Source organism: Lactovum odontotermitis (genome assembly GCF_054658595.1).
Genome location: NZ_BAAGGQ010000005.1, coordinates 69,122 through 96,049 on the forward strand (window position 1 = coordinate 69,122; position 26,928 = coordinate 96,049).

24 protein-coding genes and 1 other RNA gene are annotated in these 26,928 nt (G+C 46.0%); 3 read left to right on the top strand and 22 right to left on the bottom strand.

What is annotated here, in order from left to right:
* From ACYQ2E_RS04260 to ACYQ2E_RS04280, 5 genes are all read right to left on the bottom strand, one after another.
* The gene (locus tag ACYQ2E_RS04260) at window positions 1-1,035 is read right to left on the bottom strand and encodes an ABC transporter permease (RefSeq protein ID WP_460016827.1); all 1,035 of its coding nucleotides are present in this window, start codon (window positions 1,033-1,035) and stop codon (window positions 1-3) included.
* Between the two features lie 13 nt (window positions 1,036-1,048).
* The gene (locus ACYQ2E_RS04265) at window positions 1,049-1,963 is read right to left on the bottom strand and encodes an ABC transporter permease (protein WP_460016828.1); all 915 of its coding nucleotides are present in this window, start codon (window positions 1,961-1,963) and stop codon (window positions 1,049-1,051) included.
* Between the two features lie 93 nt (window positions 1,964-2,056).
* Window positions 2,057-3,745, bottom strand: a complete 1,689-nt coding sequence (locus ACYQ2E_RS04270) for a peptide ABC transporter substrate-binding protein (RefSeq protein WP_460016829.1) — start codon at window positions 3,743-3,745, stop codon at window positions 2,057-2,059.
* A gap of 268 nt (window positions 3,746-4,013) precedes the next feature.
* Window positions 4,014-5,702 carry a peptide ABC transporter substrate-binding protein gene (locus ACYQ2E_RS04275; protein WP_460016830.1) on the bottom strand — a complete coding sequence of 563 codons (1,689 nt, stop codon included), beginning with the start codon at window positions 5,700-5,702 and terminating at the stop codon, window positions 4,014-4,016.
* 152 nt (window positions 5,703-5,854) lie between these two features.
* The gene (locus ACYQ2E_RS04280) at window positions 5,855-6,754 is read right to left on the bottom strand and encodes a 1,4-dihydroxy-2-naphthoate polyprenyltransferase (RefSeq protein WP_460016831.1); all 900 of its coding nucleotides are present in this window, start codon (window positions 6,752-6,754) and stop codon (window positions 5,855-5,857) included.
* A gap of 563 nt (window positions 6,755-7,317) precedes the next feature.
* On the opposite strand from ACYQ2E_RS04280, the gene ACYQ2E_RS04285 reads away from it, so the two are divergent.
* Window positions 7,318-8,292, top strand: a complete 975-nt coding sequence (locus ACYQ2E_RS04285; protein WP_460016886.1) for a polyprenyl synthetase family protein — start codon at window positions 7,318-7,320, stop codon at window positions 8,290-8,292.
* Window positions 8,293-8,308: 16 nt separating this feature from the next.
* On the opposite strand, the gene ACYQ2E_RS04290 is transcribed toward ACYQ2E_RS04285, so the two are convergent.
* The 3 genes from ACYQ2E_RS04290 to ACYQ2E_RS04300 all read right to left on the bottom strand — a co-directional run bounded on the left by ACYQ2E_RS04290 (window position 8,309) and on the right by ACYQ2E_RS04300 (window position 10,849).
* Entirely contained in the window at window positions 8,309-9,739 is a 1,431-nt protein-coding gene (locus ACYQ2E_RS04290; RefSeq protein ID WP_460016832.1) for a glycoside hydrolase family 1 protein, read from the bottom strand.
* A gap of 88 nt (window positions 9,740-9,827) precedes the next feature.
* Window positions 9,828-10,182: a transfer-messenger RNA gene (gene ssrA / locus ACYQ2E_RS04295) on the bottom strand.
* Between the two features lie 49 nt (window positions 10,183-10,231).
* A complete protein-coding gene (locus tag ACYQ2E_RS04300) occupies window positions 10,232-10,849 on the bottom strand; it encodes a YigZ family protein (RefSeq protein WP_460016833.1) in 618 nt (205 codons plus the stop codon).
* Window positions 10,850-10,905: 56 nt separating this feature from the next.
* Between ACYQ2E_RS04300 and ACYQ2E_RS04305 the strand changes: the two genes are divergently transcribed.
* Window positions 10,906-12,171, top strand: a complete 1,266-nt coding sequence (locus tag ACYQ2E_RS04305) for a DEAD/DEAH box helicase (protein WP_460016834.1) — start codon at window positions 10,906-10,908, stop codon at window positions 12,169-12,171.
* A gap of 16 nt (window positions 12,172-12,187) precedes the next feature.
* Window positions 12,188-12,847, top strand: coding sequence for a ComF family protein (locus ACYQ2E_RS04310; protein WP_460016835.1), 660 nt, complete (start codon window positions 12,188-12,190; stop codon window positions 12,845-12,847).
* Here the strand turns inward: ACYQ2E_RS04310 and ACYQ2E_RS04315 are convergent.
* The 14 genes from ACYQ2E_RS04315 to ACYQ2E_RS04380 all read right to left on the bottom strand — a co-directional run bounded on the left by ACYQ2E_RS04315 (window position 12,833) and on the right by ACYQ2E_RS04380 (window position 26,703).
* Entirely contained in the window at window positions 12,833-13,393 is a 561-nt protein-coding gene (locus ACYQ2E_RS04315; protein ID WP_460016836.1) for a nucleotidyltransferase family protein, read from the bottom strand. The genes ACYQ2E_RS04310 and ACYQ2E_RS04315 overlap by 15 nt on opposite strands.
* Window positions 13,394-13,396: 3 nt before the next feature.
* Entirely contained in the window at window positions 13,397-14,143 is a 747-nt protein-coding gene (locus ACYQ2E_RS04320) for a class A sortase (protein WP_460016837.1), read from the bottom strand.
* The gene (locus ACYQ2E_RS04325) at window positions 14,136-14,645 is read right to left on the bottom strand and encodes a diacylglycerol kinase family protein (RefSeq protein ID WP_460016838.1); all 510 of its coding nucleotides are present in this window, start codon (window positions 14,643-14,645) and stop codon (window positions 14,136-14,138) included. The genes ACYQ2E_RS04320 and ACYQ2E_RS04325 overlap by 8 nt, the downstream gene beginning before the upstream one ends.
* Window positions 14,629-15,117, bottom strand: coding sequence for an rRNA maturation RNase YbeY (gene ybeY, locus ACYQ2E_RS04330; protein WP_460016839.1), 489 nt, complete (start codon window positions 15,115-15,117; stop codon window positions 14,629-14,631). The genes ACYQ2E_RS04325 and ybeY overlap by 17 nt, the downstream gene beginning before the upstream one ends.
* A gap of 40 nt (window positions 15,118-15,157) precedes the next feature.
* Entirely contained in the window at window positions 15,158-16,111 is a 954-nt protein-coding gene (locus ACYQ2E_RS04335) for a PhoH family protein (RefSeq protein WP_460016840.1), read from the bottom strand.
* A 1-nt stretch (window position 16,112) separates the two neighbouring features.
* On the bottom strand, window positions 16,113-16,319 hold the full coding sequence (locus ACYQ2E_RS04340; protein WP_460016841.1) for a hypothetical protein: 207 nt from the start codon (window positions 16,317-16,319) through the stop codon (window positions 16,113-16,115).
* A gap of 27 nt (window positions 16,320-16,346) precedes the next feature.
* The gene (gene obgE, locus ACYQ2E_RS04345) at window positions 16,347-17,678 is read right to left on the bottom strand and encodes a GTPase ObgE (RefSeq protein WP_460016842.1); all 1,332 of its coding nucleotides are present in this window, start codon (window positions 17,676-17,678) and stop codon (window positions 16,347-16,349) included.
* 90 nt (window positions 17,679-17,768) lie between these two features.
* On the bottom strand, window positions 17,769-18,626 hold the full coding sequence (locus ACYQ2E_RS04350; RefSeq protein WP_460016843.1) for an MIP/aquaporin family protein: 858 nt from the start codon (window positions 18,624-18,626) through the stop codon (window positions 17,769-17,771).
* 237 nt (window positions 18,627-18,863) lie between these two features.
* Window positions 18,864-20,522, bottom strand: a complete 1,659-nt coding sequence (locus ACYQ2E_RS04355; protein WP_460016844.1) for a peptide ABC transporter substrate-binding protein — start codon at window positions 20,520-20,522, stop codon at window positions 18,864-18,866.
* 220 nt (window positions 20,523-20,742) lie between these two features.
* Window positions 20,743-22,077 carry a UDP-N-acetylmuramoyl-tripeptide--D-alanyl-D-alanine ligase gene (locus tag ACYQ2E_RS04360; protein ID WP_460016845.1) on the bottom strand — a complete coding sequence of 445 codons (1,335 nt, stop codon included), beginning with the start codon at window positions 22,075-22,077 and terminating at the stop codon, window positions 20,743-20,745.
* Window positions 22,078-22,135: 58 nt separating this feature from the next.
* A complete protein-coding gene (locus ACYQ2E_RS04365) occupies window positions 22,136-23,170 on the bottom strand; it encodes a D-alanine--D-alanine ligase (protein ID WP_460016887.1) in 1,035 nt (344 codons plus the stop codon).
* 51 nt (window positions 23,171-23,221) lie between these two features.
* The gene (gene recR / locus ACYQ2E_RS04370) at window positions 23,222-23,818 is read right to left on the bottom strand and encodes a recombination mediator RecR (protein ID WP_460016846.1); all 597 of its coding nucleotides are present in this window, start codon (window positions 23,816-23,818) and stop codon (window positions 23,222-23,224) included.
* Window positions 23,819-25,936, bottom strand: coding sequence for a penicillin-binding transpeptidase domain-containing protein (locus ACYQ2E_RS04375; protein WP_460016847.1), 2,118 nt, complete (start codon window positions 25,934-25,936; stop codon window positions 23,819-23,821).
* 77 nt (window positions 25,937-26,013) lie between these two features.
* Window positions 26,014-26,703 carry a phosphoglycerate mutase gene (locus ACYQ2E_RS04380; protein WP_460016848.1) on the bottom strand — a complete coding sequence of 230 codons (690 nt, stop codon included), beginning with the start codon at window positions 26,701-26,703 and terminating at the stop codon, window positions 26,014-26,016.
* Between the last annotated feature and the right edge of the window lie 225 nt (window positions 26,704-26,928).

Sequence of the window (26,928 nt, forward strand, 5' to 3'; positions counted from 1 at the left end):
TTAGTCCTCACTTGATTTAGGGTCGAAAGCGTCGCGCAAGCCATCACCGACGAAGATAAAGCAAAGCGACAAGAGCGACAAGACAACAGCTGGTTCTACGAGCTGATAATAATAGAACTGCAAAGTTGCCAGGCCGTCATTAATCATCGTACCTAGTGATGCCGTCGGCGGCTTAACACCAAGGTTAATCGCAGAAAGCACCGCCTCATACATAATCATGCTCGGAATCAGCAAGGAAACATTGACAATAATAACACCTGAGATATTCGGAATCAAATGGCGCAAAGCGATACGCCAAGTCGGCTCACCTAAAGTTTTAGCTGCCAGAATGAAATCCCGCTCCTTATAAGTCAGCACCTGGTTTCGAACCTGCCGGGCCATTCCCGTCCAGGCAAAGATACCAATCGCAATAATAATCGACCAGATACTTTGTCCCAGCAAGAGCGATAGCATCGTGATAATAACCAGGTCCGGAATCGAATTGATAATCTCAATGATACGCTGCATAATCAAATCGACCGTACCGCCCAACCATCCGGAAATCAGTCCGTAAGTTACACCAATGACCACAGCAATGACCGTTGCCGCAAAGGCGATAATCAATGAAATACGCAGACCGACCGTCAGACGTTTCGCCATTGAGCGGCCGAACTTATCCGTTCCAAAAACATAGGAAGTTTTTTCTGGAACCTTTTGGTCCTTATAAACATCAGAGCCAGTCGTTTGCCCCGGAAGTGTGAAATAACCGTTCCAGCCGGGAATATTCAGATTGCCGAGCTTCGGCGGCAAATTCCCGTAAACACCCATTTTATCCGGGTTATAGTTATTCGCATCCTCGGTCGAAATCGCTGGAATAGAAATCACCGCGTATAAAACTGTCAGACAAACAACAATCAAAGCGACGACAGAAGCTTTATTCATCTTAAAACGACGCCAAGCATCCTGAAGGAAAGTCAAAGCCGGCTTTGAAATCGCCTCATTGGCACTTGAACCTTTTGCTCCAACAAGAGTAAAATCTTTTTTTGTATTTTCCATTATTTTACCCTCCTTAAGCTAAACGCACACGCGGATCGACAATTGCCATCAAAATATCTGTAATCAGGATGAAAATCATCAGCGCTGCTGCATAAACAATGGTTGTTGCCATGATAACCGGGAAATCCTTAGCTGGGATTGAATCAACGAATTGAGAACCAATTCCTGGAATATTAAAGATTCTTTCCAGCAGCACAGAACCTGTAATGGCGCCGGCAAACATTGGCCCGAGTAAAGTTAAGAGCGGCATCAGTGAATTGCGCAAAGCATGCTTTCTTACAACCTCTCCTTCGGACAGACCTTTCGAGCGTGCCAGCAAGATGTAGTCTGAATTCATAGACTCAATCATCTCCGAGCGGACATATTTGGTCACACTAGATATGGCTCCAAAGGACAGCGCCAAGGTCGGCATGATTGACGAGGAAAATCCGTCCCAGCCGGCAATCGGCAGTACCTGCAGCGAAAAGCCGAACAGCAGAAGCAAAAGAGAACCGACAACGAAACTCGGAATTGAAGCGCCCAAGATAGCAATGAAACTAATCACGCTATCCACCCAGGTATTTTTGCGGAGGGCGGCCAGAATGCCGAGGATTATACCAATAATGGTACCCAGGATAACTGCCTGAAGGCCAAATTGCATAGAAACTGGCAAACGCTGTGCAATCATCGTCAAGACCGGCTGATTTTTATAAATAAAAGATTCACCAAAATTACCTGTCGCAATGTGGCTCAGATAAAGGAAATACTGCTCCCAAAGGGGTTTATCCAACCCATAGGTATGAGAAAGGACAGCCAGCTGGTCGGGTGAAAGTTTTGGATTTGAAAATGGCGTTCCTGGCATCAGCTGCATCATGAAAAAAGTTAAAGAAACGACAATAAATAATGTCAGAACAAACATTCCCAAGCGTTTTAATATGTATTTAAGCATATAAACTCCTCTAAATTATTCTTGGCTTATATACAACAAAGCAAGGACAGCATTGCTGCCGTCCTTACAATGTTTGCTATAAGACGCTTGTCTTTATTTTGTAACATTGGCATACTTGAAGTCACGGTCGACACCTGTTGCGTTATAGAGAACACCTTTGACATTAGGGTTGACAAGATACACCATTGAGCGGAAGTAAATCGGATTAACCTCAGCATTCTTAAAGAGTGATGCTTCTGCAGCTTTATAGTCCGCATAAAGTTTCTCAGGATCCTGAACATCGGTTGAATGCGCCGCTTCCATTGCAGCGTCATAAGCAGCATCGCTGAACTTACCGTTGTTCTGCTGGCTCGTTGTCACCATCAAATCAAGGAAGGTCGTAGGGTCTGCATAGTCGCCGCCCCAAAGCGTATTAACGATATCAAAGTTTCCATTTGATGAATCATTCAGACGCTGTTTGAATGGTACAATCTTAAGGTCCAGTGTCAAACCAGGAAGGTCCTTCTCCCATGAAGCCTTCATGAAGGTTGCGGCATCTTTTGCTGCCTGGCTGTCATCTGTCAGGAATTGAAGTGATACTGAACTCAGACCAACTTCTTTCAGACCTTCATTCCAAAGTTCTTTAGCCTTGTCTGCATCATAGCTGTAATCTTGAGCAGCATATTTAGCAAAATCTTCACCATCAGGGGTCTTAGCCATACCTGCAGGTGTAAAGCCGGTTGCAACTGAGTATGACGGATTAAGCTGGTCATTATAAGCCTGACGGTTTGTTGCAAGGTTCAATGCCTGACGAATCTTCAGATTTGCCAGAGCCTTCTGAGCATCTTCTGATGTAGCTCCCTTGCCGGACTGGTTATATTCAAGATAACAAGTTGTTGCCTCAGGAATCCTCGTCGCATTCTTATCATCCTTATTGGCCTTGTAAAGATCTGGATTAGAGACGCTTGCCAAATCCAGTTTGCCCTGCTTATAAGAGTTAAAGGCAGTATTCACTTCCTGAATTACCTGGAAATGTACCTCATTATTCACAACGCTTTTAGCATCCCAATAGTCATTATTCTTGTAGATAGAAAAAGTGGTGTTTGAACCGTTCCAGTCATTCTTGCCGGAAACGAACTTATAAGGCCCAGAGAACAAAGTCTTATCAGATGAAGTTCCGTATTGCTTACCCTGCTTCTCAACAAATTTCTCGTTCAAAGGGAAATATGTTGCCATCGCACACAAGTCTTTAAAGTATGGTGTAGGATTAGCCAAAGTGACAACCAGTGTCTTGTCGTCTTTTGCTTCAACACCCAAAGACTTCACATCTTTATTGTCGCCGGAGTTAATCTCATTAGCATTTTTAATCGGCGCCATGATGTAGCCGTACTCAGAAGCAGTCTTAGGATCTACAACACGCTGCCAAGCGAAAACAAAGTCATTGGCTGTGATAGCATCGCCATTTGACCACTTTATGCCGTCACGCAGCGTAAAAGTGTATGTCAAGCCGTCTTCTGAAACGTCAATCTTCTCTGCCAGTTCAGGCTGAGCCTTGCCGTTCTTATCAATACGCGTCAAACCTGAGTTCGTATTTCCGCTAACTTCTCCTGAATAAGTGTCTGTCGAAATAGAGGTGTCCAAAGTTTGAATAGGCGCAGTAACATAAGTGTTAAATGCACGTACACTCTTAATGCCTTTTGCTGAAGAGCCGTCAGATGACCCGCCTGATGAACATCCGGCAAGCAAGAGAACTGCTGCCCCTACAGTCGCTGCCCCCAGCGAGAGTTTTTTCCAATTTTTCATATAAGATTCCTTCCTTTTTCAGATGCATGAATTTAATTTGGTTAACAACCTTTCCGAATTGTCAGATAATTGTTATGTTTATTATTATACTTAATTTTTTCTTAAAGTCAAGGGATATACTGAAAAAATACTAAATAATTTTTTCTAAAAAAATATTTGAACAATTGTTCTGAAAATGTAGACAAACTCCATTTGCTTTTAGAAATGGAGTTTGTCTTTACTTTTTTAATTTTGTTTACATCTTTGAGCCAATATGAAACACTTGTGGTTATTTTGCAATATAAGCGTATTTCCAGTCATATTGAATCCCGGTTGCATTAGCGATAACACCTTTGTATTTCGGATTTCGAAGAACAGGTGCTGTCTGGAAATAAATCGGATCAATGCTGGCTTGATTATAAAGAGCAGCTTCTGCATCCTTGTAGTCTGCATAAAGTTTCTCCGAATCCAGAACATCTGTCGTGTGAGCTGCTTCCATTGCCTTATCGTAGGCTTCATTACTGAATTGACCTTTGTTTTGAGCATTGCCTGTTGTCATCAAATCCAGGAAAGTTGTAGGATCTGCATAGTCACCGCCCCAAAGTGTATTGACGATATCAAAGTTACCATTTGATGAATCGTTCAGACGCTGCTTAAACGGCACGGTTTTGAGATTCAGAGTCAAGCCCGGGAGGTCTTTCTCCCAAGAAGTTTTGAAGAAAGTTGCAGCGTCTTTTGATGTACTGCCATCGTCAGTAAGAAATTCTAGAGTCACTGACGAAAGACCAACTTCTTTCAATCCCTCTGTCCAGAGCTCTTTTGCTTTGTCTGCATCATAGCTGTAATCCTGAGCGGCGTATTTTGCAAAATCCTCACCTGAGGGTGTCTTTGACATCCCGGCAGGTGTGAAACTTGTTGCAACTTTGTATGCCGGAACAAGCTGATCTATATAACCTTTACGGTTGGTTGCCAGGAGAATTGCCTGGCGAATCTTCAGGTTTGCCAGGGCTTTTTGCGCCTCTGGCGAAGTGGCCCCTTTTCCTGACTGATTAAACTCAAGGTAACTAGTTACCGCATTAGGAATGTCTACACGCTTCTTATCGTTCTTGTAAATTTTATAAAGTGATGGATCTCCAATACCTCCTTGATCCAGCTTATCCTGTTTATAAAGGTTGAATGCGGTTACTGGTTCCTGCACAACTCGAACCTGCACTTCATTGTTCACAACACTGTCCGCATCCCAGTAATCCTCGTTCTTATAGATGGAGACATTATTGTTTGAACCATTCCAATCATTTTTACCGGAAATGAACTTATAAGGTCCTGAGTATACTGTCTTGTCAGATGAGGTACCATATTGTTTGCCGTACTTTTCAACCACTTTCTCATTCAGAGGAAGATAGGCTGACATTGCACACAAATCTTTAAAATAAGGTGTAGGATTATTCAAAGTGACAACGAGTGTCTTATCATCTTTTGCTTCAACAGCCAATGACTTCACATCTTTATTGTCGCCAGAGCTGATTTCATTCGCATTTTTAATCGGCGCTAAAATAAAGGCATACTCAGAAGCTGTGGCTGGGTCTACAGCACGCTGCCAAGCAAATACAAAGTCATTTGCTGTGATGGCATCGTCATTTGACCACTTCAGGCCGTCACGCAGCGTAAAAGTGTATGTCAAGCCGTCTTTTGAAACATCAATTTTTTTTGCCAGTTCAGGCTGAGCTTTGCCGTTCTTGTCAATACGGGTCAAACCCGCATTCGTATTTCCGACAATTTCTCCTGAATAAGTATCTGTCAAAATAGAGCTGTCCAAAGTTTGAATCGCGGCTGGGATAGCTGTATGAATCGCACGGGCACTTTTAATGCCATTAGACGAAGAGCCCCCCCCCCCGCTTGTTGATGAACATCCAGCAAGCAGGAGAACAGCTGCTCCTAAAGTCGCTGCTCCTAGCGAAAGTTTTTTCCAATTTTCCATAAAAATCCCTCTTTCATAAGTATAAGTCTAATAATTCTCCTAAAATAGTCAGACAATTATTGTGTTTACTATTATACTCAATTTTTTCTTAAAGTCAAGGGAATTTTTTTCACAATATCATAAATCTCATGATTTCAAAATCAAACAAACTTTTATATAAGGCTTAAGAATAATAAAATCACTTGTACCAGCTGAAAGACCATGAGAATTTTGACTGAGCAGATAAAAGTTTCACGCTTGACTTGTTTTTTCAGGTAGGGTTTGGCGAAACTTATTATCAGGGGGAGGATGACAAATATCAGCAGCATGACAGGTGAAAGGATTTTCAGGAGGACGGCGGCTGCGATGGCGAGGAAACTTAAGGCTATGGCAGTTGCCCACCAGCGGACAGCATTTTCCCGGCCGATGTAGTGTACGATGGTGAAACGGTGGTTGGACTGGTCTTCGGCGAGGTCGCAGGTGTTATTGGCTAGCATGAGGTTGGCGATGAGGAGGACGTTGGGGAGCGCGATGAGGAGGGTTTGCAGGAGGGTTGCGGCGTTCCAGCTGAAGACGGTGTAGCTGTTGATGTAAACGCAGATGAGGAAGATGAGGTAGCCCATGGTGAGGCCGGAAAGGGGCTCGCCTACTGGCAGGCTGGATAGGGGCTTGGGGCCGCCGGCATAGAAGACGCCGACTGCATAGCATATCAGGCCTAGCACGAAGACTGGCCATCCGGTCAGGGCGGCGACGATTAGGCCTAAAATCAGCGAAGTGAAGAAGAAAAATGCCAGGAGTCCTTGAATCAGCTTTATTGGAAGGTTTTCCCGGCCGATGATGTTGGTGTTTTTCTGGTAATCGGCGGTGTCGACGGCTTTGTGGTAGTCGCAGTAGTTGTCCCAGATGTCGACAAAACAGTTAAACAGGAACATGGCGATGAAATAGATGGCCAGCGGGATCGGGTTGACGCGCTGATAATGGTAGAGTGAATAGGCAAAGCCGAGGAGGAACGGGAATATGCTGGCGGTTTTGGCTTTTAGTTCGATGAGTTCTGAGAATATTTTGAAGTTCATGTTCGGTCTTTCTGGAATGGTTTGCCCAGGTATACGCCTGAGCCTGTAAAATTTGACAACAGGTTTTTCTGTGGTATAATAAACATATAAAAGGACTGGCTGTAACCAGTCCAGTGCAGCCGTTTTAAGAACGGTAGCAAAGTTATGTCAAAAAATGACCGTTACTCGCTAAAGTTGGACAGTCATTTTTTCTTGTTATTGACAAGAATCATCAAGGTTGCAAATGCAATCATAAGACTCAGTGTCTGAAAAACCGTCAAATCTGTTACCTTTCAGTTGATAAGGCGCTTGCGCCTATAATTTTCATCATAAGCACCACCTCCCATTAAGGCTACCGTCCATAAACTTCTACCCAATTATTATAACAGATAGCTGCTGAATTTGACAGTAACTTTTTCGTTATTAGGCTGATTTACCAAGAGTGTACAAAAAGTGTGCTGTCAGGGATTGGAAATACCGTTTTATGGCATTATTATGCTAAAATGAGGTAGATAGAATTGAACTGTAAAGCGTTTAATTTAGGGAAAAGCTTCATGAAAGTTGAAAGGAAACGCTCTGAAAATATGATTCCATTTTGGAAAGAATATCGTGAGATTGAACGGCTTCTGGAAGAAGTCCGGCTGCTTATGCGGTCACGTCTGCGGATAAAAAATGTTGAGTTATCAAAGGCTGTGACTGAGTTTTCAACTCATGGCGGGAAAATGGTGCGGCCGGCACTCTTTTTCTTGTTCGCTGGTTTAGGCCAGCCCGACAAATCTGCTGAAGACTTAGTTAAAATCGCTAGTTCTCTGGAATTACTGCATTTGGCCACGCTGATTCACGACGATATTATTGACGACAGTCCGACGCGCCGGAATTTCCCGACTTTGCAGAATCAGCTGGGAAAAGATACGGCAGTTTATGCGGGGGATTTCGTTTATACGGTTTATTTTGAGCTGCTGACGGAGACGATGAATGGGAGTATGCTGCTCAATCATAGTGCGAAGTCCATGAAAAAGGTTCTGATGGGCGAGTTGAAGCAGAAAGACCAGACTTTTAAGACGGATGTTGAGGTTTACAGTTATTTGACGGCCATTGCCGGGAAGACAGCTGAGCTCATCAGTTTGAGCTGTTATCAGGGGGCTTATTTCGGCAATTTGGATGTGACGCTCCAGAATTTGGCGCATCGTATCGGGCGAAATATTGGTCTGGCTTTTCAGATTTATGATGATATTCTAAATTTCTCTGTTGATTTAAATAATGAAAAACCGATTTTAACTGATGTTCAGCAGGGCGTTTTCACTCTGCCGCTACTGCTGGCGCGCGATAAAGAGCCGGAAAAGATACTGCCTTATATGGAACAGGCTGAAAATCTGAGTTTGAACGACCTTTATCGTCTGGCGGAGCTCGTCAAGTCAAGCGGCGGAATATCTGACGCTCTGGCAATTGCCGGGAGATTGACAGACAAGGCGCTGGCTGACATTGCAAAATTGCCTGATGGTGAAAATAAAAAAATCCTGGTCTTGGCAACCAGGAAATTGCTGAAACGTGCTTATTAGTAGTGCGTTTTTTCTTTTATCCTTTTTCAATTTTTTGGATTAATTCATCGGAAATGTCTAAAATATTTGAATCTGTCAATTTTTTATACCAATGGGCAGATTTTTTTAGTTTCTTAATTTGTGTGTGAACATTCAGTGAAATCAGGCCATAGCGGTTCTTGTATGAATTGCGCCAACTCCAGCAGTCAATCGCTGTCCAAGTGTGATAGCCGAAACAGTTCGCTCCCTCTGCTAGTGCTTTATGAAGCCAATAAAGATGCTCTGTCATGAATTGAATGCGGTAATCATCTTGAATTTCACCGTTTTCGTTCATGAAGCGGGCCTCATTTTCAACTCCCATGCCGTTTTCTGAAATGAACCAGGGCAGGTTTCCGTATTCGTTCTGCACGCGCGTGGCGATTTCGTAAATGGTCTCAGGGTGGATTTCCCAGCCGCGGTCAGCATTCATGCGGACGCCGCGTTTGTTGTATGGCGCGTAATATTTATCCGGACGCCAGTCCTGCGCGAGACTGTCACTTGAAAACTCCGGCTCCTGCACACGGCTTGGGTGGTAATAATTTACACCGAGCATATCAATTTTATTTTGCTTTATCAGCTCTAAATCAGCTTCTGCAGCATTCCACAGAACATTTTCTTTTTTTAAAATTTCTATCAATTGACTTGGAAATTCGCCTTTGACTGAAGCATCAAGAAAAAGGCGATTCTGCCATAAATCCGCAATTTCAGCGGCTTTTTTGTCGGCTGGACTGTCGCTTGCGGCATACACGGGCGTCAGATTCAGTATAATGCCGATTCTGCCCGCTGGATTCTGATTGATTTCACGGAATTTCGCGATTGCGGTGCTTGAGGCTAACTGTAGGTGATAAGCAACTTGGACGGCTTTTTTCCCGTCACAAATGTCCGGATAATGAAAACCCAGCAGGTAACCGCACTCCGCAACTACCATCGGCTCGTTGAAGGTAAACCAGTCACTCACGCGGTCACCGAAGAGTTCAAAGCATTTGGCGGCAAAATCGGCATAAAGGTCGACCACATGACGATTTTCCCAGCCGCCGTACTTATGAAGCAGGTCAACGGGCAGGTCAAAGTGATTCAGGTTCATCATCGGGCGAATGCCGTTTTTGAGAAATTCGTCGATGACTGCGCTGTAAAACTCGACTGCGTCCGAGTTGACTGTGCTGTGCTCGAGGTCGTCAATCAGGCGAGACCACTGGATGCTGGTGCGGACTGACTTCAGCCCGGCGGCTTTCATCAGTTTGATGTCTTCGCGGAAGTCATTGAAAAAGTTACTGGCTGTGTCTGGTCCAATGGCGTGCCAAAAACGTTCCTGGAAGCAATCGAAATCATAGTCAAAAATGTTGTCGTGCTGCTTCTTGAATCGGCCTTCTGTCTGGGGGCCGGAGGTAGCGGCTCCCCACTCAAAGTGACTCGGGAATTTAATTTCCATGTTTTTTCCTTTTTTCGAGTTTCATCAGTAATCAAAAACGAAAACCGCTCAATCAAGCGGTTTATTATAAGACTCTGTTGAATCTTACTTTTGGAGCCGGCGGGAATTGAACCCGCGTCCAAACACCTTGCATCATCAACCTCTACAACCATAGGACTTCCTGAAATTTAACGCCTGAGCCAAAAAGTCTCAAAAACGCATCCGGCGCGAGTCTCTAAATTTTCGTCAATCTGCCCGAAACGCTGCAGATTGCTTATCCGACTAAATTAGGACTTTCAGCTGCACATCGGCGATGCCGCGAAAGTCACGCAAGCTGGTGTTTAGGCAGCGAGTGCGTAAGAGTTTGTATTTTTTGCAGTTATTTTTCTGCGGCTGATTATGCTGGTGCCGCCAGCAGTTGCAGTTGGTGCGCAGGCAGTGCCTGTCGAATCCGTAACGACCCCGTCTATTACGGTAAAATTATTATAACACGCAAAAGGCCAAAGGGCAAGTCTATTTCACCGGAACTTCCACTAATTGCCTGCCTCCCGTTTCTACAGCGATTTTTCCGTTGAATTTTTCTGTCAAATCTTCCTTGAATTGTTCAATCCTGGTTTCGTCCAGAAAAATCTTAACCTCAACATTTTCCGAGAAATTTTGCTCTGAAACTGGAACAGGCAGGAAATTCGCCAAACCGTCAAAAAACTTATACTCCATGGTCAAAATCAACTCCCGCTGTTCAACAATTTCGACCAGGCCGACCTCGTCCAGCGCCTGAGCAACTGCTCCTGCATACGCCCGAATAAGTCCTCCGGCGCCGAGCTTGACACCGCCGAAGTACCTGGTTACTACAGCACAGACATCCGTAATTTCTCGCTTTTTCAGAACTTCAAGCATTGGAACACCCGCCGTTCCGCTGGGCTCTCCATCGTCACTTGTCCGCTGAATTTCTTGTTTATTACCCAAAACAAAAGCCGAACAATTGTGGTTTGCTTTGTAATGCTGCTTCTTAACCGCTGAAATAAAGTCGCGCGCTTCATCCTCAGACTTGACTCGCTTCAGCTGACAAATAAAACGCGACTTCTTAATCTCAATTTCGTGACTGCAATCCTTGGAGATTGTGATAACCATAAAAAAATTTTAACACAAACCTGTAACATTTCCAAATTTTTTTCGTATAAAACAGTATGAGGGAAAAATTATTGGGACGAATCTTAACAGAAAAAGACTTAGACGATGAAAAGGCGCCGGACGACTGTATCCAGCAAAGCGGCATGAGCGAGCTTTCTTCCGGAAAAATCCAGTGTAATCGCTGCGGGACGATTCACTTTAAGTCAGAGGTCTTACTGGAAATCGAAGCTTACTATTGTCCTGACTGTATTAATATGGGGCGCGTCAGGTCTGATGAATTACTTTATCAGCTGCCGCAGAAAAGTTTTGAGGCACGAAATGCTTTAATCTGGACGGGAGAATTGACGGCCTACCAGCAGGAAATTTCTGAGCGGTTAATAGCCGCCGCGCAAAAACGTGAGCAGATTCTCGTCCATGCCGTGACTGGAGCCGGCAAGACAGAAATGATGTATCAGGCGGTCAACGAGGTGCTGCGACGCGGCGGCATGGTCGGGATTGCGACACCGCGTATTGATGTTTGTATTGAGCTACATGGGCGTATGACGCGCGATTTTGACTTGCCGATTGCACTGCTGCATGGCGAGGGCGAGCCCTATTTCCGCACGCCGCTAGTGATTGCGACCACACACCAGCTCCTGCGCTTCCGCGAGGCCTTTGACCTGCTGATTATTGATGAGGTTGACGCCTTCCCTTTTCGTGACAATGAGATACTTTACTTTGCGGCTGAACATAGCCGAATGCCTGATTCTGCACTGATTTATCTGACTGCCACGTCGACCGGAAATCTGGATAAGCAAGTCAAATCCGGTAAACTGCAGAAAGTCGCATTGGCACGGCGTTTTCACGGGAATCCTCTGGTAGTGCCGAAAATGCTCTGGATGACAAAGTTCAAGTCTGAAATGAAAAAACAGCGGAAAACAGCATTTCCTCTGCTGATTTTTGCCCCGGAAATCGACTTTGGACAAGCTTTTGCTGAAAGTCTGCAAAAGGACTATCCCGAAGAAAGAATCGGTTTTGTCGCTTCTACTACTGAAAATCGGCTTGAGATTGTCAGACAGTTTCGCGAGCAGGAGCTGACAATTCTCGTGACGACGACCATCTTAGAACGCGGCGTGACTTTTCCGAAAGTCGATGTTTTTGTCTACAATTCCGGCCATTTTAACTTCACAAGTTCAGCCCTGGTTCAGATTGCAGGACGTGCAGGCCGAAGTCCAGAGCGGCCGACAGGTCTCGTTTATTTCTTTCATGATGGCCGAAGCAGAGATATGACCCGCGCAATTGCTGAGATAAAAGAAATGAATAAACTCGGCGGATTCGTCTGATTTGGGAGGAAAACACATGAACTGTCTCATCTGTAAACGAAGAATTCCACTCCAGCTCAAATTTTATGAGCTTTTTCTGCTGTCAAATCTGACAAACACACTCTGTGAAAAATGCGAAGAAAATTTCCATAAAATTTCTGAAAATCATTGTCCGCGCTGCTGGAAAGACGGAACAGCCGAAATTTGCCGAGACTGTCGGGATTGGGAGAGTCAGGGTATTATCGTCAGTCACCGTGCTGTTTTCCGCTACGATAACGCCATGAAAGAATACTTCTCCAGCTACAAATTCGTCGGCGACTTTCAGCTTTGTCAGATTTTTGCCCAATATTTCAGGCCAGTAAAAAACGACAAAAACTTTGTCGTTGTGCCTATTCCAATCTCTGATAAACGCATGCAGGAGCGGGGATTCAATCAGGTCACCGGTTTTCTGAATGCTGCAAAAATTCCTTATCAGAACTTGCTGGTTAAGTCAGAAGCTGTCAAGCAAAGTTCACTCAGCCGTGAGGACCGTCTCGCCAGCCAAAACAGTTTCGCAGCAGCGAGAAAAATTAAAATTCCTGAAAAAGTTCTGCTGATTGACGACATTTACACGACAGGCGCAACTTTGCAGCACGCCGCAGAAACTCTGAGCACCAGTGGTGTGAAAGAAATCAGGACATTTTCACTCTGCCGCTGACTGAAATGGAATAATCGTCAGACCGTCAAATCTGGCTTGCCACTTGGCTGCTTTTTCTTCATATTTCTGCCGGGAAATCTCTGGCGAATAGGTCGGACGAACCGTCTTGCTGAAGATATCTGCCAGGCCGTAAGGCGCATAGACTTTTATCGCCGACGATGTCCCGGTTATTCCCACGCAATGTGCCGTGGCAATCCAGTTGGCAATCGCGTCTTCACTGGATTCGTAGGGATGACTTCGCCCATTCTTGAGGTGCATGCCTGCTTCATTGTGGACGTCAAATTCAAGCTGGAACTTTGCGCTTAACTTCTTTTCCAGCGTCTCGTCAAATTTCTGGTCTATATGCTCGGCATCGAAAAATACTAAGTCAATGTCATGCAGGCCGTATCCTGCTGGTTTTCCATCCTGTGCGTTCCAGACGTTCTGGAAAATGCCGCCTGCGGCCAGATACCAATTCGGCAAGGCTAAAGTAGACACATCGTCCAAAATAGTCATCAAAAAACGATTCTGTTTGAGAATTTCAATTAATTCGTTTTCATGCTCCACGATTTATTCGAGGCCTCCCACCTGACTTGCAGAAACTTGATTATACGGCCCGGCAAAGTAGGCCTGAACAGCAGGGTCACTGTCCGCGTAAGCCGTCTTTGATTCCAGAGTCCCGCGCACAATGGCTCTATCCGGCCCGGTAAAGTTTACACAATAAATCAGTGTGACAACCGTCTTCCCCGCAACTGGGTCCAGCACACTTAAATCAGTATCCGGCACCACAAATAGGCTGTCGATTTTGTACTTGTAAACATAAGTTTCATCTGTCATGTAAATCATCATACCAGTCTGAGCGCCTGTCAACGGGCTGAAAAGATAGCTGTCGGCACCGGCAATGTAGAACACGTGATGCGAAGCTAAAGCAATATTTCCAGTTCCAATGGTTGAATTGTCACTGACTGTGCCAGCACCGTAAAGAATCTGCGTATCTCCGGCACCTTCAAAAACCGGCAGATTAATTCCTAAATCAGGGATGGCAATTTGTCCGATAACAGGTAAAGGCTGACTCGACAAGCGGTCTCCCATTGCTGCTGTATAGCTCCCGTTAGTAGCAGGCTGTTCAGAAGATGAACTTGACGAACTGCTGCTGAATACGCTGCTGGATGAACTCGAAACCATTTTAGACGTTGAGCTAACAGTTGTCTTTTTTGCTCCATTGCCAGAAGTAAGCAAGACCAGTGCAATGATTCCTGCCAGAATTGCCAGCAAAACGACAGCGATAACAATAATTTTTTTCTTTTTATTAGCCAAAAATCAAACTCCAAATCCGCGGCAGAAAGACGAAAAGTCCCACCACCACTGCAAATCCGCTGATGACAAGCACAGCGCCAGCTGCCATATCCTTAGCGCGCTTCGCCCGCATGTGAAAATTATAATCCGCCGCCAAATCAACAACATTTTCAATCGCCGAATTGACCAGTTCCATCGCAATCACCAGTGAAAGTGCCAGAAAAATCATCACCCAGTCCAGCCGGCCGATTTGAAAAACCAGCCCTGCGATAATCACCAACACAGACGCAAGCAGATGTTTACGCATGTTCGGCTCATCTTTAACCGCAGTAAAAATCCCCGTCAGCGCAAACTGCAGGCTGGTATAGAAATTAGCATTTTTCCAGCGCAAACGGTCACTTCTTTGACCTTTTTCCGTGTTAAAATCGCCCTTTTCATACACTTTGACATCATCAGATTCGAGTTCATGAAGTTCATGAGTACTGCTCTTCTGAGGTCCTGACGAATTATCTACTGAGGCCATATGCAGTTAAAATCTCCTCCTGAAGCCCGAACATTTCCGCCTCGTCCTCGGGCGTATAGTGGTCATAGCCGTTAATATGCAGAAAACCGTGCACGCAGAGCCAGCCGTATTCCCGCTCGATTGAATGCCCGTAATCTGCCGCCTGCTCAGCCGCCCGGTCAACATTGATGAACAATTCGCCGATAAAGGGGTCTAGCTCCTCAAGCAGCTCTTGCACGTCTGCCTCCTCATCATCATCAAAGTAAAAGTCAGCATCAGGCTTATATTCCAGCGAAATCACGTCTGTCGGCGCATCCGTATCGCGTAATTCCTTGTTAATTTCCCGCGAGCGCGCATTTTCAACAAAAGTAACAGACATTTCCTTAGACTTCGGCAGCTTAAGATAATCCGCCGCAAAAGCCAGCAGCTTTTCTGTCTGTTCAATAATGGCAGAACTCACATTGCCCGTTTCATCCGTTAACTCTACGTACATTATGTTCACTTTCTATTTACAAATCAACACGCCAATGCGCTCAACTCTCGTCTGCGACCTCATAAGCCCGGATAATCTCTGCCACCACTGGATGGCGCACCACATCACGCGCCGTGAAATAAACAAAATCAATGTCCGTCAAATGCGTCAGCTTTTCCCTCGCATCAATCAGACCAGATTTAGCATTCCGCGGCAAATCAATCTGTGAAATATCCCCATTAACAATCATCTTCGAGCCGAAGCCCAGACGTGTCAGAAACATCTTCATCTGCATCACAGTTGTATTCTGAGCCTCATCTAGAATCACAAAAGCGTCATCCAAAGTACGACCGCGCATATAAGCCAGCGGCGCAATTTCAATGATTCCGCGCTCCATCAGGCGCTCCGTACCAGTCTTCCCGAGAATCTGGTAAAGTGCGTCATAAATCGGCCGCAGATAAGGGTCCACTTTTTCCTGCAAATCACCCGGCAGAAAACCGAGATTCTCGCCCGCCTCAACAGCCGGCCGCGTCAGAATAATCCGCTTGACCGCGCCGTTGCGCATCGCCTGAACAGCCATGACCACAGCCAGAAAAGTCTTTCCTGTACCTGCAGGACCAATACCGAAGACAATATCATGCGTCTTGACACTGTCCACATAAGTCTTCTGGCCTAAATTTTTCACACGAATAGGTCTGCCGTCGGCATCTTTTGTCAGCATAACCTCATACAGCGCCGTAAAATTGGCCAGCTCTCCGTCCAGCACCATCTTCACAGCAATTGCCACCTCAGGCGTATGAACCGGCAGACCGCGGCTAATCAGCACCAGCAGAGCCTCCAGCACCTGCCGTGCTTCTTCCGACTGCTCACCAGTAATCTGCACTGTTTCACCACGAAAATTAATCGTGACTTTAAGTGCTGATTCCAGAAACTTAAGATATTTATCCTCAGCCCCAAACAACAGGGGTGCATCAGTTGGATTTTTTAATATAAACTCAGAACTTTTTTCTGTCAAATCAATTCTTCTCCTTGGAATAGCGTTCACCCGAGGGCTCGGCTTGTTTCACTGATTCATCATTCTTGTTCATTTTATTTTTCGTCGAGTACCAGAGCTTGCCGTTAGGATTGTACTTTTTCATCAATTCCTCGATTTTTTCCTCCGTCCAAGCATCCGCAGCTCCAACAAAATTTCCATCTTTATCACGATTTGAAATAATTTTCATGTCTTACCAGCTTTCATCTGCTAAATTCTAATCAACAAAGTCAAACTCAAATTTCTCGATGCGCACCGTGTCACCATCGCGAGCCCCGCGAGCACGCAATTCCTCATCGACACCCATTGCCCGCAGCTGCCGCGCAAACTTCATGACCGACTCATCATGGTCAAAATTGGTCATCTTAAACAGACGCTCCAATTTCTCGCCGCCCAGCACCCAGGTTGAGTCATTTTCCTGATAAACCGTGAATTCCCGTTTAGCCGCACCAGACTCATCTTCATCAAAGCCATAGTAGGCCGTCGTCTGGTCCGGCAGTTCAATCTCATAAAGCGGGAACTCCGGCGTCTTCTCCAGTAGCTCAACCGTCGCATTCAACAAGCCGGTCAAACCAGTATGCGCCAAGGCAGAAATTTCAAAAATCTGCGGTAAATCGTCCGAAAACTCACCATATTTCTCAGTCAGCTTCTCTTTGAACTCCTGCAAATGTTCGACTGAGTCAGGCTGGTCCATCTTATTAGCCACGATAATCTGCGGACGCTCCAGCAAGCGCAGATTATAGTCCTCCAGCTCCTGATTAATCGTCAGATAATCTTCCCAAGGATTACGCCCGTCTGCAGCACTCATATCAATCACATGCAGCAGGACACGCGTCCGCTCAATGTGACGCAGAAACTCAATCCCGAGCCCCGCTCCGGCGTGTGCGCCCTCTATCAGCCCAGGCATATCCGCCGCTACAAAACTCGCGCCGTAACCCACACGCACCATACCGATATTTGGTGTCAGGGTCGTAAAATGATAAGCCCCAATTTTCGGCCGTGCATTGGAAATAACCGACAGTAAAGTCGACTTCCCGACACTTGGGAAACCAATCAAACCAACATCCGCCAAAACACGCAGCTCCAGCAATAAAGTCTTCTCTTCACCAGGCTCTCCGTTTTCAGCCACCTCAGGCGCAGGATTCTTATGCGTCGCGAAACGTATATTTCCTCGACCCCCGCGTCCGCCCTTGGCGGCCAGATATTCATCCCCCTGATGACGCAAATCCGCCAGAACTTCACCCGTTTCAGCATCTTTCACCGTCGTGCCCTCCGGCACCTTCAGATAAATATCCTCCGCGCCGCGGCCGTGCATGCCTTTATTCATGCCCTTATCGCCAGGATTTCCCTTCCAGATGCGATGATAGCGAAAATCCATCAAGGTATTCAGCCCCTCATCAACAACCAGGAAAATACTGCCTCCGCGACCGCCGTCACCGCCAGCCGGGCCGCCGTCCGGTACATATTTTTCACGCCGGAAAGCCACGGCACCATCGCCGCCCTTGCCGGCTCTCACTTCAATCTTTACTGTATCTAGAAATAAACTCATACCTGCATTATACCAGAAAAGCAGGATTCCTGCATTGAAGCCATTCTCTCCAGTATTAAAAAAAGCGCCGAAGCGCCTTTCATAGTAAAGTTAAGCAAGAGCTTTCTGACGCAGGAAACGGTATGCCGTGATACCAATGTACATGCCAAGGCAAGTACCAATGATATAGATAACATAACCAGCCCAAACCAGACTGCCTTTTGTTTCAAAAGCACCAATCGCAAGAGCCACAGCCGGATTAAGAACTGCGGTTGAACCAGCAATGCCCAGACCAGCGAAGAGACCGAAGCCGACAGAGAAACCAGTTTCCCACATTGGCTTGTTGTCTGCATAGACGGCATGGCCAACGCCCAAGCCGAAGATAGCTGCGCCAATCACTTCGTAGGCTAATGTCAGCCATTCAGAGCCTTTAGCAACTGTCACATTGATAAAGCCAAGACCAATCTGATCTGCAAATCCTGACATTGTCATTCCTTGTCCTTTCACGAAAGCCCCGACTTTAGCGACACTCGCAATTGGATTCGCTGAACCTTGAGATTTAGAATAGTTCGCAGCGTAATTAAAGATAGCCTGTGCAAGACCTGCTTTCCAGATTGAATAGAAGAGACCCAATGCCACAGCCGCACCAAGTAATTGTGCAATGATATAAGCGAGAGCCTTCACCCAGCTCACTTTTTTGTTGATTGCCAGAGCCAGTGAAATCGCAGGATTCAAGTGCGCGCCTGACATTGGACCAAAGACCAGAATCAAGAGAACCAGAACAAATGCAACGGATAAGTTGCCAACGCCTGAAAGCCCTGAAAGTTTGATGACAGCACCAACAAGCAGGAAAGTACCAATAAATTCGGCTAATAATGCACTGATTTTCAGAGTTTCTTCATCAGTAGTTACGTTAACTTTTTCAACTTCAACTTCAATAGTTGAAACTGTTTCGTCATTTTTAGACATTTTTTCTCCTCTAAATAGCGTTCGCGCTCCACAGTAGTGGAAAAATTTATTGCGCTTGGCTTTATTTAATTTGAATAACTATTGAATTATAGCATATTGGAGTAAAATCTACAAACATTATAAATTATAGACAATTAAAAACAGCCCACTTCAAACTTTAAAAATGAAGAAGACTGTTTATTTTATAAATGTTCTAACGTCAATAAAACTAACAAATTACAAGTGAAAGCTGCTCACTTATTTTTTCCATTGAACCGTCTTGAAGTCATAGTTCAGACCTGTCGAATGGAAAGCAAAGCCTTTCAGCTGGGTGTTCATAAGCGCAGGCGTCGCCTGGAAGTCAATCGGGTTGATGTACGAGCCCTCAAAGAGTGCCGTCTCACAAGCCTTGTAGTCTGCATCCAATGCTGCTGGGTCGGTAACATCCGGCAGAGTTGAAGCTTTCTCGTACGCTGTATCATAGTCAGCGGATGAGAATCGGCCGTAGTTGTATGAATTGCCTGTGATAAACATATTCAGGAAGGTTGTAGGCTCAGCATAGTCACCACCCCAACCGGACAATACAACATCGAAATTGTAGTTCTTAGAGTCCTCAAGACGCTGCTTGAAAGGCACAAGCTTCAGGTCAACTGTTAAGCCAGGCAAGTTCTTCTCCCAGTTTTGCTTGAGGTATTCAGCTGTGGATTTAGAAATCGGCAAATCGCTGGCTGCTTCAAGCGACAGCGTAACTTTATCTGTGCCTAGCTCCTTAAGTCCGGCAGTCCAGGCTTTCTTTGCTGCATCAGCATCGTAGGTATAGTCCTGTTTGACATATTTTGCAAAGTCTTGTCCGTCAGCTGTCTTGCTTAAGCCCACTGGAGAGAAGCTTGTTGCAGGAGTGGAGCCGGGAGCGGCAACATCGATGACGCCTTGACGGTTTGTGGCCAAATTCAGAGCTTCACGGATATTCTGATTCTTCAAGGCTGGAACATCCACCTGGTTGTACTCCAGATAGTCTGTACGCGCCTGATTGAAAATAGTATATGCCTTGTCGTTTTTATTGGCCTTAACTAGGTCAGTCGTGTTCAAGAATGCCAAATCGATTTTATCTTGCTTAAAGAGTTCAGCAGCTGTCTGGCCGTCTGAGATGACCTGAATGTCAATGGCTTTGCTCTTTACCGATTTTGCATCGTAGTAGTTATCATTTTTGACAATGGTAAATTCTTTGTTTGAGCCGTTCCAGCCGTCTTTATCGCCAAACTTGTAAGGACCGCTGTAGACCATTTTGTCTGAGCTGGTGCCGTACTGCTTGCCGTATTTTTCAACGACGGACTGGTTTTCTGGCATGAAGATGGCCTGTGCAAACAGGAATTTCAGGTAAGGAGTCGGTGCCTCAAGTGTGACAATGAGTTTCGTGTCAGACTCAGCTTTGACACCTAGTTCACTCTTGTCCATTTTTCCGTCCATAATAGACTGGGCATTTTTAAGATTTGTCATCAAATAGGCGTACTCTGAAGCAGTTGCCGGGTCAACACCGCGCTGCCAGGAAAAGACAAAGTCCTTTGCCGTCAAAGCATCGCCGTTTGACCATTTCAAGCCGTCACGCAGCGTAATTGTATAAGTCAAGCCGTCGCTGGAAACATCAATTGTTTTGGCCAAGGCAGGTACAGCTTCACCGTCTTCATTGACACGCGCCAAGCCTTCGTTTGTGTTGCCGATGACTGTGTTTGAGTACTGGTCGGTCGCAATAGACTGGTCAATCGTGTTGATATCTGCCGGGATAGCAAATTTCGGGTTACGTGAGCCGTCGCTAGAGCTGCTGCCGGATGTTGAGCCGCCAGAAGAGCAAGCTGTCAGCGTCAATGCAGCCAAGGTCGCTGCAGCGGCAGAGAGTGTTATTTTTTTCCAGTTTTTCATGTGTTTTCCCTCCTAAAATAGTTTCATGTTTGCGGTTGAAGTTTTCTGAAAATTGAGTTACATTCTCAATTATACTTAAAATTTTCTTAAAGTCAACTGAAAAGTCAGAAAAATGTAAAAAAAGTATAAAATTACGCATATTTTATTTATAGCTATGCAAAAAAGCGTTCTCATTATAAAACGAGAACGCCAAATTCGGATATTCAGTTGTTTCGCCAAATTATTCGCCAGTTAAAGTCAGGACAATTTTGGCCAGCCCCATGCTGTTAGAGCCTTTTAACAGGACCTGGTCACTGGCTTGGATTTCATTGACCAGCGCTGTCTGGAGCGCATCAAAATCAGTGAAATAATGGGCGGCAGGCAGAACTTCGGCCAAATTTGCCATCAGAGGGCCGTAGAGGTAGATTTCGTCCAGCAGCTCAGGATTTATCACTTCTGCTACGCTGGCATGCATCGCGGGCGCTTCTGGGCCTAATTCCAGCATATCTGCGAGCACAGCGATTTTACGGCCGGCGGGCTGGTTGGCTGGGATGGTCTGGAAAGTTTCCAGAATCAATTTCATGGCTGTGGGGTTTGCATTGTAGACGTCTGACAGGATGTCTGCGCCGTTAGCTGCTTTGAGCCACTGGGTGCGATTCTTCGTCAGTTCAACTTTGTCCAGAGCTTTATGTATTTCGTCTTCGGCGACATTTTCCAGTTTGCCGACGTAGGCTGCCAGCATGGCATTGGTCGCGTTAAATTTGCCTGGCACGGGAATTGTGATGGCCTGATTGAGGAAGTTTGTCTCGAAAGTCAGGTTGTCGCGGCGCTCTGTGAGTTTGGTCAGGTAAAGTTCGTCTTTGTCTGTACCGAAGCGGATGATTTTCTGATTTTCCGGGATGAATTCATTGATGATGGGGTCTGCAGGGGCAATTAGCGGGTTCTGACGCGACATGCCTGCTGTGATACCCATTTTTCCGCGGGCTATTTCACGCCGGCTGCCGAAAAACTCTAAATGGGATTCACCTATCAAAGTAATCAATGCAATCTTAGGGCGCGCCAGCTTTGACAAAAAGTCAATCTCGCCCGGTCTGTCCATGCCCATCTCCAGGACCAGCTTCTCGGTATCCGCTGGCATGGACAAAATGGTGTAGGGCAGGCCGATGTCGTTGTTGTAGTTGCCCTGGGTTTTGTAAGTCCTGTATTTGGCAGCCAGTACGGCTGCTGTCATGTCTTTCGTCGTGGTTTTGCCGTTTGAGCCGGTGATTGCGATGACATCCGGCTTCTGCTTCTCCAGATAGTATTGGGCTAGCTGCTGCAGGGCGGCTTTTGTGTCCGCAACCTGCAGGTAGGGCCATGCCGCGGGAATCTCGGAAATGACTGCGGCTGCGCCTTTTCTGAAGGCTGTGCCGATAAAGTCATGGCCGTCACGCGCACCTTTTAGCGGCAGAAAAATGTCGCCGTCGCTGATTTTGCGGCTGTCAAACTCGAGCTTTTCGAGCTTTATATCCTCAAATTTTGTAAAATCATTTGTCGCGCCAATCGCACGGCCGATTTCATGTAAAGTTAAATCCATAATAGTATTTTACCAAAAAAACAGGAACTTGCCTGTTTCTTTATGCCTTTCAGGCGTTTTAGTCCGCCAGATGCGCTTCACGCAGCTCAAAAGCAGATTTTCCAAGTTCAACCAGCTTCTCAATCAACTCCGGATAAGGCAGACCCATGTTATCCCAGAGCAGCGGATACATCGACCACTTGGTGAAGCCAGGAATTGAATTAATTTCGTTCAGATAAAGGTTGCCGTCCTTGTCCAGGAAAAAGTCGCAGCGCGCCATTCCAGCACCGTTGACAGCCTTGTAGGCCTCTACCGCATAGCTCTGAATCCTCTCAGCAAGCTCGACCGGAATCTCGGCCGGAATCGCCATTTCAATTTTGTTGTCAATGTATTTTGACCTGTAGTCATAAAAATCGACATCTTTGACAATTTCGCCCGGAAAAGCGGCCTTTACAGAATTGCCGTTTCCGAGCATCGCGCACTCGATTTCACGCGCATTGACCACACCCTGCTCAATCACGATACGCTGGTCAAACTTGAACGCTTCGTCCAAAGCCGGCGTCAGCTCACCAATATTATCCACCCGGCTGATGCCGACGCTCGAGCCCATGTTGGCGGGCTTGACAAAAACAGGGAATTTCAGCTTGGCTGCGACCTCTTCGACAATTTTCCAGTTTTCCTCACCAGCCAGTGCGGCGACGTATGGGAGCTGGGGAATGTTCAGCGCCTGGAAAACCAGTTTTGCAAGGAGTTTGTCCATTGTGCTTGAGGCCGCCAGTACATTAGGTCCTACATACGGCATGCCCAGTATTTCCAGAAATCCCTGAATTGTCCCGTCTTCACCCATAGGACCGTGCAAAATCGGCAAAACGACGGCACCCTCCTCATAAATCTCCCCTGGCAGAATGGGCGTCTCCCCTGCAAGCCTGTCGTTTGTCAACAGCTCTGACAGGTCATGGACACGGTAAAAACGGCCCTTGTCCGAGATAAAATAAGCGCTGACGGTGAATTTTTCCTTGTCAGCTGCCGCGATGACATTTTGGGCAGACAGTACAGAAACTTTTTTCTCGGCACTGCGGCCGCCATACAATATAATAAGTTTTTCCTTCAAAATTTTTTTATTAAATAGCATTCGCGCAAGCGCTCGGCCATTTCCTTTCCGATTTTATATTTCTTGTCTATTTTCAATCGCATTAATTAATGTGACTTCGTTGGCATACTCGATGTCCGAGCCGACCGCCAGACCGCGTGCCAGCCGTGTCACTCTGATGCCGGCCGGCTTAATCAATCTGGACAAATACATGGCAGTTGTCTCACCTTCGCTGGTGGCATTCGTCGCCAGAATGACTTCTTCGACCGTCTGGTCCATCAGCCGTGTGATGAGGCTCTTAATATTGATGTCGTCCGGCGTCACATTGTCAAAGACTGAAATCGTGCCGTGCAGGACATGGTAGAGGCCGTGGTATTCGCCGACCCGCTCGAAAACAGTGACATCACGGATTTCTTCGACGACGAGAATTTTAGTTTTGTCACGCGTCGGGTCTGCACAGACATCACAGATTTCGCCGCCGGCCAGATTGCCGCAAATTTTGCAGTACTGCAGCTCACGCTTGGCAGCCAGCAAGTTAGCCGCAAAATCATTGACATCCTGGTCCTGCATGCCGATAACGTGAAAAGCCAGGCGCGTTGCGGTTTTCTGACCAATCTGCGGGAGTTTCTGGAAACTTTCGATGAGTTTGGCCAATTGTTCGGGGTAGTACATTTATTTTATCACCTTCATTTCAATGGCCTTGTTGACAATCTGTGTTAAAACTGTCTGGTTAATGTGCATATCAGCGGACAAATCCGGAATCATGATGCCGACAGCGATTTGCGGATTTGGACCCGGCGCAAAGCCAATCACATTATTGACTGTCAAGCTGATGCTGCCGTCAGGTGCGAGGCTCTCAGAAGTACCGGTTTTGGCATAAATTTCTGTCTGTGCACCAGCAGCAACCTCTGCACCAGTTCGATTACCTGAAGGGCCGTAAACCACTTCTTTCATACCAAGATGTATAATATCCATCAAATCCTGCGAAATATTCACCTGATTCAGTTCTTTCGGCTTAATCTGGCTTTCTTCTTTGCCAAGGCTGCTGTCAGTGCTCGTGTAGATGCCTTCGACAATGTGCGGCGCGAGCCGCTTGCCGTTATTGGCAATTGTCTGAGCAAACTGAGCCAGCTGAAGCGGTGTATAAGTATCAAACTGGCCGAAAGATTCAAGCAGTAAATTCGCCACTGTTGTATATTTACTATCTGCTGTTGAATGGACTAGTCCCGTACTGCCTCCTGGAATATCAAGTCCTGTGGAAGTTCCAAGACCGTACTGACCAAAGGCTGAACGTATCTCATCATAGGCCTTGACACGGTTTGTGGTGCTGACCATCATGTTTGGCGTGTAATTCTGTCCCAGCATCTTCAAAGCGACCTGAACCATATAAGTATTTGAGGACATCTCAAGTGCTTCGTCCGCACGAATAGCACCAAAACCATAAGAATTCCAGTCTCGAATCGGATTTGAGCCGGCCAGCTGAATCGGCTGACTGGTAATCACTTGATTGCCTGAAATCGCACCGCTTTCCCAGCCGGCCGTCAAAGTTCCCGGCTTCACAGTGGAACCCGGAATATATTGGTTCGTCATCGGATAGAGTGAACTCGTTTTTTGCTCCCCAGTCTCCGGGTCCCTCTGAATGCCATTCATTGAAAGAATCGCACCCGTCTGAGAGTTCAGCACAACTGCATACACGCCTTTAGAATAAGGATTAGCTGACGCCGTTATCGTATTCATTGCATTCTGCAATATTCCCTGAACAGCATTCTCAAAATCCAAATCAACCGTCAGCTTGAGGTTTTTCCCCTGTGCCCCCTCTTGGGTCACGGTCTTTGACTTGATATTTCCCTTTGAATCTACCGCAATCTTCGTGATTTCACGCTTGCCCTGAAGTATACTCTCATAGCCCTGCTGGAGATAAGAAGTCCCGACACGGTCATTCATTGAATAACCCATTTTCTTATATTCTTCAATTGTAGGTAAAGTTTTATTTTCAGGATTATCAGGAAGGCCGGCCTTTGAAGTGGAAATATTACCCAACAATGGAGTAAGCAGATTATTATCGTCAATATTGTAGTCCCAGTTTGTTCCTACAGAAATTCCCGGATAATCTCCCTGCTGAGAACCAACTTTTGCCAGAATATCCGCAGGAATATCTCCTGAGACAATATTGGACGTCGCAAAAGCCTGTGTCCCGTTCATCAGCTTGTAAAGCTCTGCCGCTAACTCATCATCGCCTTGATACTGAATTTGGTCATCAGAAACCAGTTTGATGTACTGGGCATATTTTTCAGCCTCCGTCAGCCGTTTGCCGTTTTTGTCCACCAGCTTACTGGCCGGGAGCTTTGCTGCAATGCTTTTAAGATTGGCCGGGTCCGACAAATAATAATCTTTTTTGTCGTAGTCAGATAAGTCCTTAGCATCAATAAAATCACGCAGCAGCGGCACAAGTTTCACCGCATTGTTATGCATGTTTTCAGCAGTAATGCCACTCCCCCGCGTAAATGTAACCGATGGAACCGTTGACGTTGAAGCCAGCAGCTTTCCTTTAGCATCAAAAACCTGACCGCGCGGCGAACTGGTTTTGATGGTCGTATCAATCCCGTTTTCCTTGAGTTTATCCGCATAAAACTGCCGGTCAATCACCTGCATATAGTAAAGGCGGCCGATTAGAACCAGAAAAAGTGCGAAAATAACCGTGAACAAGATGTTCACGCGCAAATTAATAGAGGGCTCTTTTTTCTTCTTATCCGCCCGCTTCTGGTTTTCTCGCCGATTTTTCCTAGACATTTCTATCATTTTACCACAATTTCGACGGAATTTTTAGTAAAAGAAAATCACTTCAAACGAGTGATTTTCTAAAATTTTTAGTCAAGATAATATTCTTTTGTGAGATTCAATTTCTCATCAAATTCGAATACCAATGGCGGGAAATTTGGAATTTCAACGCCCATGATTTCATCATCGCCAAGCTTTTTGATGTGCTTAACCAGTGCGCGGATTGAGTTGCCGTGCGCACCGACAAAAACAGTTTTACCTGAAAGCAGCGCTGGAGCAATTTCATCTTCCCAGAAAGGCAGTGCGCGCTCAAGTGTCACTTTAAGGTTTTCACCATCAGGAATCAGTGAATCTTCCAAATCAGCGTAGCGACGGTCATTGTGAGCTGAATACTGGTCATCATGCGCCATCATTGGAGGCAAAGTGTCGTATGAACGGCGCCAGATCTGAACCTGGTCAGCCCCCCATTTTGCACGGGCATCATCTTTGTTCAAGCCTGTCAGGCCGCCGTAATGACGCTCATTCAGACGCCATGACTTAATCACTGGTACCCACATCTGGTCTGAGTACTCAAGTGCCAGGTCAGTCGTCTTAATGGCACGTTTCAGCACGGATGTATAAGCGATATCAAACTCAATGCCGTGTTTCTTAATCAACTTGCCGGCATCAATGGCCTGCTGTGTTCCCTTTTCGGATAAATCGACATCTGCCCAGCCTGTAAAGAGGTTGGCAAGGTTCCATTCAGACTCGCCGTGACGGGCAAATACTAATTTTGACATATATTGTCTCCTTGTTTTTGATTGAGTTCAACACGCCTGAAGCTAGGAAAATAGAAAAGCAGGCTGTTGCGGCTTCAGCCGCTTACAGATTGCTTTCCCCTTTAGGGGGTAATTTACTACGCTTCAAAGCGGGCGTGTTTCACATCTTGTTTCTTTTTTAACAATCTTAATTATAGCAAAAAACTGCCGAAATTGACAGTTTCTTGTAATCAGAATCTCTAAAAA

Bases quoted from the DNA above. Each gene is read 5' to 3' on its own strand.
- ACYQ2E_RS04350 (WP_460016843.1), bottom strand. From the start codon at position 18,626: ATGTCTAAAAATGACGAAACAGTTTCAACTATTGAAGTTGAAGTTGAA.
- ACYQ2E_RS04290 (WP_460016832.1), bottom strand. From the start codon at position 9,739: ATGGAAATTAAATTCCCGAGTCACTTTGAGTGGGGAGCCGCTACCTCC.
- ACYQ2E_RS04375 (WP_460016847.1), bottom strand. From the start codon at position 25,936: ATGTCTAGGAAAAATCGGCGAGAAAACCAGAAGCGGGCGGATAAGAAG.
- ACYQ2E_RS04360 (WP_460016845.1), bottom strand. From the start codon at position 22,077: ATGGATTTAACTTTACATGAAATCGGCCGTGCGATTGGCGCGACAAAT.
- ACYQ2E_RS04270 (WP_460016829.1), bottom strand. From the start codon at position 3,745: ATGAAAAATTGGAAAAAACTCTCGCTGGGGGCAGCGACTGTAGGGGCA.
- ACYQ2E_RS04285 (WP_460016886.1), top strand. From the start codon at position 7,318: ATGATTCCATTTTGGAAAGAATATCGTGAGATTGAACGGCTTCTGGAA.
- ACYQ2E_RS04260 (WP_460016827.1), bottom strand. From the start codon at position 1,035: ATGGAAAATACAAAAAAAGATTTTACTCTTGTTGGAGCAAAAGGTTCA.
- ACYQ2E_RS04355 (WP_460016844.1), bottom strand. From the start codon at position 20,522: ATGAAAAACTGGAAAAAAATAACACTCTCTGCCGCTGCAGCGACCTTG.
- ACYQ2E_RS04275 (WP_460016830.1), bottom strand. From the start codon at position 5,702: ATGGAAAATTGGAAAAAACTTTCGCTAGGAGCAGCGACTTTAGGAGCA.
- recR (WP_460016846.1), bottom strand. From the start codon at position 23,818: ATGTACTACCCCGAACAATTGGCCAAACTCATCGAAAGTTTCCAGAAA.
- ACYQ2E_RS04325 (WP_460016838.1), bottom strand. From the start codon at position 14,645: ATGGCCTCAGTAGATAATTCGTCAGGACCTCAGAAGAGCAGTACTCAT.
- ACYQ2E_RS04310 (WP_460016835.1), top strand. From the start codon at position 12,188: ATGAACTGTCTCATCTGTAAACGAAGAATTCCACTCCAGCTCAAATTT.
- obgE (WP_460016842.1), bottom strand. From the start codon at position 17,678: ATGAGTTTATTTCTAGATACAGTAAAGATTGAAGTGAGAGCCGGCAAG.
- ACYQ2E_RS04280 (WP_460016831.1), bottom strand. From the start codon at position 6,754: ATGAACTTCAAAATATTCTCAGAACTCATCGAACTAAAAGCCAAAACC.
- ACYQ2E_RS04340 (WP_460016841.1), bottom strand. From the start codon at position 16,319: ATGAAAATTATTTCAAATCGTGATAAAGATGGAAATTTTGTTGGAGCT.
- ACYQ2E_RS04380 (WP_460016848.1), bottom strand. From the start codon at position 26,703: ATGTCAAAATTAGTATTTGCCCGTCACGGCGAGTCTGAATGGAACCTT.
- ACYQ2E_RS04300 (WP_460016833.1), bottom strand. From the start codon at position 10,849: ATGGTTATCACAATCTCCAAGGATTGCAGTCACGAAATTGAGATTAAG.
- ybeY (WP_460016839.1), bottom strand. From the start codon at position 15,117: ATGTACGTAGAGTTAACGGATGAAACGGGCAATGTGAGTTCTGCCATT.
- ACYQ2E_RS04265 (WP_460016828.1), bottom strand. From the start codon at position 1,963: ATGCTTAAATACATATTAAAACGCTTGGGAATGTTTGTTCTGACATTA.
- ACYQ2E_RS04305 (WP_460016834.1), top strand. From the start codon at position 10,906: ATGAGGGAAAAATTATTGGGACGAATCTTAACAGAAAAAGACTTAGAC.